This is a genomic window from Marinobacter sp. PE14 (assembly GCF_053566155.1).
Map to the genome: position 1 here is coordinate 88,819 of NZ_JBQXNY010000004.1, position 12,415 is coordinate 101,233.

11 protein-coding genes are annotated in these 12,415 nt (G+C 55.1%); 7 read left to right on the forward strand and 4 right to left on the reverse strand.

The features are described 5' to 3' along the window. Positions 1-11 precede the first annotated feature (11 nt). On the forward strand, positions 12-1,346 hold the full coding sequence (locus ACWJ62_RS13935) for a sodium ion-translocating decarboxylase subunit beta (protein WP_148610221.1): 1,335 nt from the start codon (positions 12-14) through the stop codon (positions 1,344-1,346). A gap of 52 nt (positions 1,347-1,398) precedes the next feature. Here ACWJ62_RS13935 and ACWJ62_RS13940 read toward each other — a convergent pair whose 3' ends face one another. Genes ACWJ62_RS13940 through imuA form a run of 3 tightly spaced genes read right to left on the reverse strand, consistent with a single transcriptional unit; the run spans position 1,399 to position 6,635 of the window. Further along, positions 1,399-4,518 (reverse strand): error-prone DNA polymerase, encoded by a 3,120-nt coding sequence (locus ACWJ62_RS13940; protein ID WP_449286730.1) that lies wholly within the window; start codon positions 4,516-4,518, stop codon positions 1,399-1,401. After that, a complete protein-coding gene (locus tag ACWJ62_RS13945; RefSeq protein ID WP_449286731.1) occupies positions 4,518-5,936 on the reverse strand; it encodes a Y-family DNA polymerase in 1,419 nt (472 codons plus the stop codon). Before ACWJ62_RS13945 ends, ACWJ62_RS13940 begins: the two co-directional genes overlap by 1 nt. 9 nt (positions 5,937-5,945) lie before the next feature. Next, the gene (imuA, locus tag ACWJ62_RS13950; protein WP_449286732.1) at positions 5,946-6,635 is read right to left on the reverse strand and encodes a translesion DNA synthesis-associated protein ImuA; all 690 of its coding nucleotides are present in this window, start codon (positions 6,633-6,635) and stop codon (positions 5,946-5,948) included. 128 nt (positions 6,636-6,763) lie between these two features. Between imuA and ACWJ62_RS13955 the strand changes: the two genes are divergently transcribed. Beyond that, positions 6,764-7,111: a 4a-hydroxytetrahydrobiopterin dehydratase gene (locus ACWJ62_RS13955; protein WP_449286733.1), complete on the forward strand. Its 348-nt coding sequence runs from the start codon at positions 6,764-6,766 to the stop codon at positions 7,109-7,111. A 47-nt stretch (positions 7,112-7,158) separates the two neighbouring features. Here ACWJ62_RS13955 and ACWJ62_RS13960 read toward each other — a convergent pair whose 3' ends face one another. Continuing rightward, positions 7,159-8,151, reverse strand: a complete 993-nt coding sequence (locus ACWJ62_RS13960; protein WP_449286734.1) for an integron integrase — start codon at positions 8,149-8,151, stop codon at positions 7,159-7,161. 370 nt (positions 8,152-8,521) lie between these two features. On the opposite strand from ACWJ62_RS13960, the gene ACWJ62_RS13965 reads away from it, so the two are divergent. From ACWJ62_RS13965 to ACWJ62_RS13985, 5 genes are all read left to right on the forward strand, one after another. Next, positions 8,522-8,743 carry a hypothetical protein gene (locus ACWJ62_RS13965; RefSeq protein WP_449286735.1) on the forward strand — a complete coding sequence of 74 codons (222 nt, stop codon included), beginning with the start codon at positions 8,522-8,524 and terminating at the stop codon, positions 8,741-8,743. A 71-nt stretch (positions 8,744-8,814) separates the two neighbouring features. Further along, positions 8,815-9,261 carry an SMI1/KNR4 family protein gene (locus tag ACWJ62_RS13970; protein WP_449286736.1) on the forward strand — a complete coding sequence of 149 codons (447 nt, stop codon included), beginning with the start codon at positions 8,815-8,817 and terminating at the stop codon, positions 9,259-9,261. Between the two features lie 80 nt (positions 9,262-9,341). Beyond that, entirely contained in the window at positions 9,342-9,740 is a 399-nt protein-coding gene (locus ACWJ62_RS13975) for a WapI family immunity protein (RefSeq protein WP_449286737.1), read from the forward strand. A gap of 927 nt (positions 9,741-10,667) precedes the next feature. Continuing rightward, positions 10,668-11,219: a hypothetical protein gene (locus ACWJ62_RS13980; protein WP_449286738.1), complete on the forward strand. Its 552-nt coding sequence runs from the start codon at positions 10,668-10,670 to the stop codon at positions 11,217-11,219. A gap of 131 nt (positions 11,220-11,350) precedes the next feature. Next, entirely contained in the window at positions 11,351-12,112 is a 762-nt protein-coding gene (locus ACWJ62_RS13985) for a hypothetical protein (RefSeq protein ID WP_449286739.1), read from the forward strand. The last annotated feature ends 303 nt before the right edge of the window (positions 12,113-12,415 follow it).

Below are 12,415 nucleotides of genomic sequence, written 5' to 3' on the forward strand. Positions count from 1 at the left end.
GCCAGCATTCCATGGAAAAATTAATGACTCTCTGGACAGGTAGTGGCCTGTTCAACATCGAGATCGGCCAGGTGATCATGATCGCCATCGGCCTCTTGCTCCTCTATCTTGCGATCAACAAGAAATTTGAGCCGTTGCTTCTGGTACCCATCGGGTTTGGCGGCATTCTGGCGAATATTCCGGAGGCAGGCCTGGCCCTGACTGCGGCGGAAAATGCTATCCATTTCGCTCTGAAGAATGAGGCAACTCAGATTCTGGCCGCATTGGCTGCGCCCCTGGATGTGGCCTACCAGGCCGGTCAGGCGGTAACGCCCGAACTGAAGGAAGCCTTCAAGCAAGCCGTGAAAGAGGCCAGCTACTCCGAGATGGCGATGGCCAACTCCCTTGCCCAGGACTTCGGGTATGGCAATGGCATGCTGTATAACTTCTATTCCGTCATTATCGGCAGTACGGTTGGTCCGCTGTTGATCTTTATGGGTGTAGGGGCGATGACAGACTTCGGGCCGCTGCTTGCCAACCCGAAGACCCTGTTGCTGGGTGCTGCCGCACAGTTCGGTATCTTCGGTACGGTCATTGGTGCTGCGCTGCTGGATTGGACCGGGGTTCTGGATTTCACGATCCTGGAAGCGGCGGCTATCGGTATCATTGGTGGTGCAGATGGCCCGACGTCCATCTACGTGTCCAGTGTTCTGGCTCCCCATCTGTTGGGTGCGATTGCGGTCTCTGCTTACGCCTACATGGCGCTGGTACCGATGATTCAGCCGCCCATTATGAAGGCGTTGACCTCGGCCGAAGAGCGCAAGATCAAGATGAGCCAGCTGCGTCCGGTCAGCAAGCAGGAAAAAATCATTTTCCCGCTGGTTGTGTTGATTGCAGTCGTTTTGTTCCTGCCGGATGCGGCGCCGCTGCTGGGTATGTTCACTTTCGGCAACCTGATGCGTGAGTGTGGCGTGGTCGAGCGTCTGAGCGACACGGCCCAGAATGCTCTGATCAACATTGTGACTATCTTCCTGGGGCTGTCTGTGGGCTCCAAGCTGATGGCAGACAAGTTCCTGGATGGCCAGACTCTTGGCATCCTGGGCCTGGGCATTGTGGCATTTGGTGTTGGCACAGCGACCGGTGTTCTGATGGCGAAGCTGATGAACAAGGTGAGCAAGGAACAGATCAACCCGTTGATCGGTTCTGCCGGTGTATCTGCGGTGCCGATGGCGGCGCGGGTATCCAACAAGGTTGGTCTGGAAGCCAACCCGCAGAACTTCCTGCTGATGCACGCCATGGGCCCGAACGTGGCCGGTGTTATCGGCTCTGCGGTTGCTGCCGGTGTGATGATCAAGCTCCTGAGCTGATCCTCTTGCCGCAGTACCGAAAACCCCGCCTTCGTGCGGGGTTTTTTTGTGCCTAATGGAAATTCCTGGCGTGAACCGGCAGCGATTGAATCAGATGGCTAAGGTCCGAAAGCCGACCGGCCATCACATGCACAATGTCCCCCTGTCGCTCCAGCACTCCCTTCACATGCAGCAATCGGGCAGTCAGTAACGGCTTGCGCTGTCGCCGTGCCGTTTCCAGCCACACCACCACGTTTACGTTGCCGGTTTCGTCTTCCAGGGTGACGAAGGTAACGCCGGAGGCGGAGCCGGGGCGTTGGCGGCCGGTGACGAGGCCGGCAACCTGCACCGGGATGCCGGCTTTGGTGGTTTTCAGTTGTTCGGCACTGAGGCAGAAGTTCAGGTGTCCCTGTTCCCGGAGTAGCGCCAGAGGGTGGCGCTGCAGGGTGAGGCCCTGGCTGGCGTAGTCGGCAAGGACGTTCTGGCCTTCCGAGGGTTCTGGTAATTGCTGGCAGTATTCCGGCAGGTAGTCGATAGCCGTTTCCTGAGCGAACAGTTCGGTGGGTTGCTCGTGGTCGAGCAGTTGCCAGTAGGCCTGGTGGCGGTTGGCGGTGAATGCCGGCATGGCGTTGGCGCCGGCCAGCAGTTCCATATCCCGCTGATTCAGCGCGGCCAGGCGGCGGAGTTCGCTGGCGGAACGGTAGCCGGTGGCGGGCCGGTTCTGGTGGATGCGTTCGGCGCCACTAACGGACAGGCCCTGGATAATCCTCAGGCCCAGGCGCAGGAGGCGTTCTTCGCCTTCCAGAGTATGGTCCCACTGGCTGGCATTCACATCGGGCGGGAGCACGATAACGTTGTGGCGCCGGGCATCCTGCACCAGTTGTGACGGGGAATAGAACCCCATGGGCTGGCTGTTCAGCAGGGCGCAGTAAAAAGCCGCTGGATAATGCCGCTTGATCCAGGCGGAGACGTAGACCAGCAAGGCAAAGCTGGCGGCGTGGGATTCGGGGAAGCCATAACCGCCAAAGCCGCAAATCTGCTGGTATAACCGCTCGGCGAAATCGGCATCGTGGCCGCGCTCCAGCATGCCGGTGACCAGCTTTTCCCGGAACGGAGTCAGGTCGCCATGGGATTTCCAGGCCGCCATGGCCCGGCGCAACTGATCGGCTTCGCCAGCTGAAAAGCCGGCGGCCACCATAGCCAGTTTGATCACCTGTTCCTGAAAGATAGGCACACCGAGCGTGCGTTCCAGCACCTTGCGTACGGCATCGTTCGGATAGTCCACTGGCTCCAGTCCGTGCTTGCGGCGCAGGTACGGATGCACCATGTCACCCTGGATGGGGCCGGGCCGCACGATGGCCACTTCGATCACCAGATCGTAGTAAGTTTCCGGTTTCAGGCGGGGCAGCATGTTGATCTGGGCCCGGGATTCCACCTGAAAAACGCCGATGCTGTCGCCTGTCTGAAGCATGGCGTAGGTGTCACGATCTTCCTGGGGAATATCCTGTATCCGGAAAGGCTCACCTTTTTCATCGCTGATCAGTTCCAGGGCTTTTCGAATGGCGGAGAGCATGCCAAGGGCCAGCACATCCACCTTCATCAACCCCAGGCTCTCAAGGTCATCCTTGTCCCACTGGATTACGGTGCGGTCGGCCATGGCGGCGTTTTCCACCGGCACCAGTTCTGCCAGTGGCCCGGCGCTGATCACAAAACCGCCCACGTGTTGGGACAGATGCCGGGGGAAGCCCAGCAGGGTATTAACCAGGGTGAAGAACTGGTCCGCCACCTGTGGGTTGCGGGTAATTTTCTTGTCGAGAATCTGCTGGCGCCAGTTGGTGGCCTTGTCCCGCCAGTCGATGCCTTCCAGCAGCTGTTCCACCAGGGCCGGATCAAACCCCAGGGCCTTGCCGACATCGCGAATTGCGCTCTTGGGCCGGTAACGGATCACGGTGGCCGCCAGGGCGGCTCGCTCACGGGAGTAACGCTGGTAGATATACTGGATAACCTCTTCGCGCCGTTCGTGCTCGAAATCCACGTCAATGTCGGGCGGCTCGTTCCGGTCCTTGGAAATAAATCGCTCGAACAGCAGTTCCACCCGGGCAGGGTTCACCTCGGTAATGCCCAGGCAATAACAGACCGCAGAGTTAGCGGCGGAACCCCGGCCCTGGCAGAGAATACCCCGGCTGCGGGCAAAGGCCACGATGTCGTGGATCGTGAGGAAGTAATGCTCGTACTTCATCTCCGAAATCAGGCCAAGCTCTTTGCGGATCAGGCTCTGAACCTGCAGCGGCGTGCCTTCCGGATAACGCCGGCGCTCGCCTTCGCGGGTCAGCCGTTTCAGATAGCCGGCTGGAGTTTCGCCCTCCGGCACCAGATCTGGCGGGTACTCATAGCGCAGGCTGCCGGGCTCGAAGGTGCACTGGCTGGCAATGGCCAGGGTTTCATGCAGCCAGGCTTCCGGAAACAGCCGTTGCAGAACGGGCAGGGGGCGCAGATATCGCTCGCCATTCTGGAACAGGCAGTGGCCGGCATTCTCCAGATTGGTGTGATTGCGCAGGGCTGTGAGTACATCCTGCAGGGGTTGGCGTTCCCGGCCGTGCATGTGTACCTCGCCCACGGCAGCCACGGGAATGCGCAGTTGGTCAGCCAACCAGTGTATCCGCGCCAGCCGTTGCTCCTCGCCGGATTCCAGGGTGCGGGCCGCGGCAATCCAGATCCGGGGGTCAAACAGGCGGGCCAGCCACTCGCCGCAGGCCAGAGCCTGATCGGAATCCGCATCGGTAGGCGATGGGGGCAGCCACAGGCACAGGCAGTCATCCAGGGTGTGGGTTTCAATGTCCCGGTAAAACAGCCGGTACTGGCCTTTCTCTGCCCGGCGACGGCCGGTAGTGATCAGCTGGCAGAGCTGGCCATAGCCTTTGCGCGTGCGAGCCAGGAGAATAAAGCGGGGTGGGGTTGCCCCGACCGGTGCGTCTGAAAGCTCAAACCAGCTGCCGGTAATGAGTTTGACCGAGCTGTCTGCCAGCGCCGCCCAGGCCCGGGGGATGCCGGCAACGGAGCAGGCATCAGTGATGGCCAGGGCGGTGTAACCCAGCTCATGCGCCCGCTCAGCCAGTTCGTGGGGATGAGAGGCCCCGGTGAGGAAGGTGAAATTGCTGAAGCAGAACAGCTCCGCATACTGCTGCCCGGACATCAGCCAAACCACCCGTGCACAAACCAGCCTTCCCGGGCATCCCGGAAGACCCAGGCCAACTGGCCGCTGTTCAACTGGGCAATGTAATAATCCCGGTGCACGCGCTGGCCATCCCACCAGCCACCGCTGATGCGCTCAGGCCCGGAAAACCAGGTAACGGGCGCCTCGGTCAGCGGTTGCGGGCCTTTCAACAACCAGAGCGGCCGCCTGGGCAGTTCTGCCGCCGGTACTAGCGGCCTTCCGGTTTTACGCAGAACTTCCGAGGCCGACCAGGCTCGTTCGGGACGATGATCCGCCTGGGGGGAGAGCTGTCTGAGTGCCTGATCGCCAAGACGCGCCTGCAGCCGGCTGATCAGGGTATGCCAGGCTTCATTCAGATCCTGGGTTTCACCCAGAAGATCCTGCCCGGAGGGTGCTTCCCGTGACAGGAAACGCTTTACCAATAGGACCATGGAGATAACCGGCGCGCTCAGGGAATGCTGCTCCAGCCTCAGGCGAATCAGATTGAGGAAATGATCAGCCCGGTGCTCCGGCCCGGACGTGCGGATCTGCAGCCGGGTTGGCTCTGAATGCCGGTGCCTCAGAACCAGCCGCAGGCTGTCGGTATCCTGCTGGCGCCAACAAAGATCTTCTTCCAGTTCAGCGAGCATGCGTTGGAGCGGAAACAGCAGGCCCTGGGTATGCTCGATCTCCTGCACAAAATCCGCCTGTTGCCGGAACGAGTGAGGCGGCTGCCAGGGGGTGCGAGGGTCCGGTCGGGTGCCCTGGATTTTCTGTATATAAGCCAGAAGTTCTGGAGACAGACGCCGTGCCAGTTCGCCGGGCGGTAAATCAAACACCTCTCCCAGGGTGTTCAGCCCCAGGCGCTGTAGCCGGGTACAGGCTTTCTCGTTGAATTCCGCTGCCAGCAAAGGCATCTGGCTCAAATTTCGCTGAATGTGGCCCTTATCTGCCGTACATTCCCCCTTGCCGGCGCGGGCAATCAGCCGGGCAGCGAGAGGGGTATAGCCAATACCAATCCAGGCATTCAGCTGGCGTTCATTCAGCCCCTGTTCCACGGTTTGCCAGACAGCGGGCAGCCCGCCATAGAGCTTCTGCAGGCTGCCAACTTCGGCCAGCAGGCCATCCGGCGGCACCAGTACAATATGGGCGGCATAGCGGTACAGCCAGCGGGCCTGATCTTCCAGAATCCTGGCTTCCTGGGTTTCATCGGCCCGCACCATGCCCAGATCCGGCGCCAGGCTGATGGCGGTTTTCAGACGCATGCCGCTACGAATACCCTGGCTCCTGGCGTCGGGGCAGGCCTGGATTACCTTCTGGCCAGAGCCTTCAACCACCACCAGGGCGCCCTGATCTTCACGGGTGCGCCGAATATGATCCAGCATCAGGTGCGGGAAATGCAGATACAGCCAGAGCATGGAGCGTTATTACCCGGTTGAACCCGACCATGGGCCCCGGACAACCCGGGTGGTTTCACGGAATGAGAGATCGGCCCTCTGGGCCATGGCCAATGAACAGCGCTGCCCGGGCCAGCTACCCCGGCGCTTGAGCACATTCACCTTGAGATCCTGCTGCTCCCCCGGTTCCAGCTCCAGCCGCAGGGCAGCCGGAGAATTCTGCTCGGCGTAACGGCGTTCCCGGAACAACACGCACACATTGCTCCCGGCTTCAGCCGCCAGTTGCAGGCGCCGAACCTCCCGGGAGGCCAGTTTGCCTGGCCAGGCCATCACCAGGCCTGTTACTGGTGAACGCAGACAGTTCTCCAGTGTCCACAGAAAGTCGCCCTCATCTTCGGTATGGATCAGTACTACCTGGTCCAGATCGACGCCTTCCCGGGCCAGGGCAGGGGCATAGGGCGTATGCGGCGGGTTCAGCCAGAACACGCTTTTGCCCTCTTCGCACACCCGTTGCATAAGCGGCAGAAGCAAATGCAGCTCACCAATACCCGGTGCTTCCAGCAGGCACTCGCTCAGGGCACCCCGGGGCCAGCCCAGGCCACCGAGCTGGTTATCCAGCACCTGGTAACCGGTTGATTGCGCAGGCTGTGTGGTCTGGGTGTGGCGGTGCCCCTGCCAGACACGGGCATCCTGCATCAGCGTGTTCAGAAGCTCGCTCATGATGAAAACTCTCGAAATACTGTTTAAATATACAGTATTCGGAAAGCCGCCGGATTTCAAGAGAAGGGTTGATAAAGCGAAGGGCACGACCCACGCTTGTAATACAGCCATCAACCATGGAGGTTGAAATGAGTGATCTGAAAACACACAGCTGTGAAGCCTGCAGCCCGAACGCAGCCAAAGCGACCGAGGAAGAAAAGCAGCAGTTGCATAAAGAGGTTCCAGACTGGGAAATTCTGGACATCGACGGGGAAGAACAGCTTCACAAGGTCTACAAACTTAAAAACTTTGTGAAGGCCCTGGAGCTCACCAACAAGATTGGCGAACTTGCCGAAGAAGAGGACCATCACCCCGTGGTTGTTCTGGAGTACGGCAAAGTTGCAGTAAGCTGGTGGAGCCACGAAATCGGCGGCCTGCACAAGAACGACTTTATCCTGGCAGCGAGAACCGACGCTGCTTTCAACGACATGCAATAATCCCAATCGCGGCGGAACCCGGTTTCCGCCGCTGTCCTTCCCTGAGGCTAGAAGCCTTCATCAACCGGACTGCGCACACCAAAACCGCCCTTACGAACAACGTGGGTGTAGATTTCTGTAGTGCGAACGTCGGCATGGCCCAACAACTTCTGAATGGTGCGAATATCGTATCCCGCTTCAAGTAGACGAGTCGCAAAGCTATGGCGCAGGGCGTGGCTATTTGCCTGTTTATAAATTCCCGCTTTTCGAATGGCGAAACCTATGGCCCGCTGGACGCTGCGATCCATGAGATGGTGTCGGCGCAGAACGCCGCTACGAGGGTCTACTGATAATTTTGAGGCCGGAAACAAGTATTGCCATGTCGGTTCCCGGCCTGCGCTGGGATATTTCCGGTTCAGAGCAGCGGGCATGTAGACCTCCCCATGGCCTTGAGCAAGATCTTGCATGTGCTGCGCCAGGCAGATTTTCATTTGCAGAGTGAGTGGTTCGATAAGGGAGTCCGGGAGCAGTGTTGTTCTGTCTTTGTTGCCTTTGCCGCCGCGTACGATGATTTGTTGCATCCCGAAATCTATATCCTTTACCCGAAGCCTCAAAGCTTCGTTGATTCGAAGGCCCGAACCGTACATTAAACGCGCCACCAATTGAGATTCGCCCTGCAAGTGGTCAATTACAGCCCGGGCTTCGTCATGGGTGAAAACCGTGGGTAAGCGCTGGGGCTTTCTTGCAAGTTCAAATGATAGTTCTTCCAGTGGCTGCTCCAGAAACTCTCGAAACAGAAAAACAATGGCATTCAGAGCTGTTCGCTGGGTGCTGACACTGCTATTACGTTGAACCGCCAGATGTGACAGGAACTGCTCCACTTCCTTTGCCGAGCAGGCAGAAGGGTGTTGCATGCCATGAAAACGAATGAAGCGTTTGATCCAGTGACAGTAAGTTTGTTCAGTTTTGTAGGCCATGTTCCGGCTACGGATCAACGCACGAAGCCGATCCATGAAGCGGGTAGGGTTATCCGGCAGTTTGGGTGGGATGTCCAGGATCATTCGCTCAGCCTCCATGCTGTTTATTTATACAGTACTGTAGGGCTGGCTTTGCGTAAATTCACGCAGAAAACCGGAGATATACGACAACTGTCGCAAAATTCCATCATTTTCTCTTTAAGTGGCTTACAACCCCATGAAAATTATGGAATAGTCAATAAGGATTGGCGGAAAATAGGCGGCCGGATGCTTTTGGAGAAATTCAATAATTGACGCCTATCTTGCGGGCAACTACTTTTTAGAGCTCAGTAGTTTACTGATAAAAAAAGAAAATTTGATGGTGGCATGAAAAGCGTTGGGAGATAGACGCATTTTGGATAGATGTCATTTGTCGTTGAATTAGCTGTTAAAAACTAAAAAAGGAGACTCACAAATGGAATTGAACACCATGATTGGATTTTTTGCAGTCGCATTTGGCCTATATACCTTGGTTGCTCGGCAGCTAGCTCCTCACCAGTTCGCAAAGTTGGGACCGATGAAAGAGAAGTTTGGTGACAAGGGCGGGTTTGTCATCCATTTTTTAGGCTATACCCTCATTCCGCTCATCGTCGGCGGCGTTCTGCTTTATCAGGCGTTTGCCCTGGGGAATTTTTAACAAGCTGCGTCACTCGGACGGCCTTGTCAGGCCGCCGGTGCGCTCAGCGTTAAGCCTCAAGGGGTCAACCAATGGAATTCGTAGATTTTTACAGCCCCTTAAGTCCGGATGACCTGGCAGAGGTTGAAGCAAAAATCGGTCGTCCACTCCCGGAAGAATATAAATCATTTCTCCTAAAACATAACGGTGGCCGGCCTGTCTTAGATGGTGTTCGCCACAACGGCGAACATTTTGATTTTATAGGCCATTTCTATGCAATTCGTGGGGAAATGTACTACAACGATTTGGTTCGCCAGATTGGTGAACATGAAGGAATGATTCCGAAAGGATATTTGCCAATCGGTGAAAGTCCGGGTGGTGATGTTTTCTGTCTTTCCCTGAAGGAACCTACAGAGGGCGCGGTGTTTCATTGGGATCACGAGGAAGCAAACTACGATGGTGAACCTTGGGAATTCAATATGACAAACCTATCGCCATCGCTTGCGGCGTTCCTGGAAGGACTCTGCGTTGGCGAGTGACGGGCTTAACAAGGTGGTCAACGGGACGCCAACTACGCTGCGCTCCGTTGGCGCCCATTACCACTGGCGTTAGTGAGGAAATGATGCAGTTTTCTGGCCACGGCCTTGAGTGTGAAATTGGCTTTTCCATGCCCGATGTTGAAGGCTGGATGCACACTACAGTTTCCCTAAAAGCGCCTTCGTTTGAGGGAGCCTTTTCCTGCACGATCGAGGTTGAGGAGTGGAAAAGTTTGGTCCGGGTTTTGAGGAAGCTCGATAGCGCTGGTGGAGAGAGGGCAGACGCTGTGTGGGCAAACATGGAAGAGAACATCGAGTTTTCGTTCTTGGCTCACCCTCGCGGAGCAATGGAAATAAGCTATCGATTTAGCCCTGATTGTTTCAGCCTTGGCCCAACCCTTTCTGGGACCTTTGAGGCGGATCAAACATTTTTAACACGTTGGATTACGGAGGCGGAGGCAGTCCTCAGCCATGATCACTAACAATACGCGTCACTCGGATGCCCTTGGCTCCGCCAAGGTCACCGGTGCGCTCTGCGTTAAGGCACTATGAAAGTAGTACATTATGAGTCTGATGCTCCTTGGGTAGGAAAGATGAGATGCCCTAATCCCAAGTGCGGAAAGGAAACGCCTGCGTGGCAATCTAGTGGCATGAGCGACAGCTGCCCGCATTTCTTTTGCGATACTTGCTCAAACGTCATCCATAGAGAGCAAGACCACGCGTTGCTATACGAAAATGAACCCAGTGATGAGCTATTGCAGAAAATCGCGGTGACACTTCCAAGTTGCCCTTGTGGTGGAAAGTTTGTTCCTGGTGCTAACCCCAAGTGCCCAAGCTGCAAAACAGAATACGCTCACCAGTGGGATGCGGTAAAACGGCTCACTGTTCCATTTATGCCAATCCTGGATGGCTCCTGCTTAATCAGGGATCGTCTGTATTCGTATGAAGTATGCATTGGGTCAAAATCAAAATACTGGTGGCGTTTATTCGTAAATGCCTTAACAAGTGCAGGCAAGGGACGCTCCTAGCGTCGCGCCCCTGCTGCAAGCGTTAAAGGGCAAATAAGGGAGAAGCTGATTGTTCGAGTCAGAGGAATTGAAGGCCATCCTTGATGCAGAGCTCAGCTTTGGAAATGAGATCGCTGAGCAATCTGCATGGCCTCCCAAATGCCAATCACTGGTTATTTTGAAGAAGCGCTTTCACCAACCGTATGAGAGGGCTGCTTTGAACTATCGGTTGATCGATGACAGGCACTACTGGTACGCGGAATATGCCACTGAAACCTACAAAGAAGTCCTGGCATGTGGGTTTTAGCCTTTAACAAGGCCATTAAGTCTGTTCCGGGCCGATGGCCCTCCACCGGACGGCTTTCAGCCGCCGCTTATGGCAAGCGTTAGAAGGATTCGTGCATGGATCAAAAACACTGTCGGCATTGCTACGAATCAATTCCCGTGCAGGCGAATAAATGTAGCCATTGCCTTGAGTTTCAGGCGTCAAAAAATGAAGTTTCGGACAAAAACATCGAAATTATAAAAGAAGTAATTGCCTTATTAGGTAAAGCATTTTTTCCTATCGTAATTCTTGTTTTGGTCTTTAGTTTTAAGCCAAACCTAGAATCGTTGCTGTCAAGAGCAAACGAAGCAGAATTCTGGGGAGGTAAATTTAAGTTTTCCTCAAGCTCTAGCTTTTCGGGCGACCTATCTGCTTACGAGCTCTTCTATTTAATAGATTCAGCTGATCATGGTCCGGGTTATGGAGGTGGTCTTAACTATGACTATTATAAAGAACACGAACCCGAAAAAATTGAGGCAATTGAATCGTTAGCAGAAAAAGGATTGATAACGAGGACGGTTGCAAAGTACGAGGGTGATAACACTGAATATTTTGGAGAGAGTACTCTTAAAACCTTCGCTACGGAAAAGGGCAAAGCATTATTGAAGGAAATGGGAATAACCTTCTAACAAATAGTTGCAGTACGTTCCGGCCCTGACGGGCCTCCACCGGACCGGTTTTTCGGCGCGGTGCGCCTCCAAACCGGCCGCTGAACATTGGCGTTAAGCGGATAAAAGTAAACGACATCGTAGGATGCTGAATGTCTGAAAGAATGGAACGAATGATGAGAAAGCTCGAAGGAGATGGCCCTGTTGAAAAACAGATCATCCTTTTGAAGTTGACCGAATCGCTAGAACAGGCGCCCGAGTTTGGTGAAAGGGCGATAATGAATCCCTCTTCACCACAGAGGCAGTGGCTTTCTAAGGTAGGGGCCCTACTTTCGAGGCTAGGCCTCGATAAGCAAGTGCAGTACAGGGCGACCTACCAAACACTTACCCAATATTGGAAGCCCGCAATCATTCAGATTCAGGGACAGGTTCTCGATGCTATCGAAGAGCTAAAACTGGAGCTGGAATTAGACGGACGCAGTGAAATAGGAAACGCTTACGAGCCAGGAGATGTCTACAGGTTCTTTGCCGACTTAAAATCGATTATCGGCGGCTCTGAAAGCGAACTATTAATAATTGATCCATATTTTAATGGCGAAGCATTCGATGCCTATCTGTCAGAGGCTGATCCGTCTATTGAAGTTCGCATTCTGGCGGACCGATACTCCAAAGATCTGAAAGCTTATATCGAAAAGCACATGGCTCAGTATGGAAGCTCAATTGAGGTAAGAAGAAGCAAAGAGCTACATGACCGAATTATTTTCATAGATGGCACGGTATCTTGGATTATGGGCGGCTCAATCAAAGATGCGGGAAAGAAAGCCACATACTTAATTCCGTTAGCTACTCCCATCACGGAGGCTAAGTATTCTATTTATAGCGATATTTGGGAGAGAGCTGCGGTTGTCGAGTGAGCGCTTAACAAGGCCAGTCACGGCGACGCCTACTACATTGCGGCTTCGTCTCCATTCCGTAGCCGCGCATGCTGGCTGGCGTTATGAGTATTGAGGGATTATGGCTAGGGACGTGCACGAAACATTTCTCAGTGCCCAAAGTGTAGCAGTCACGTGGATTGGAGCTGCGATTGGACCATTGTTCTTTCGCATAGGACTGGACCCTGAATATCGAGTCCACCTGATAATTGGGATAGTCAGTCTGCTCTTGGTGGCTGCATCAATTTTTGATGGCATTAAAGCTTCGAGAGCGAACTCAATTTC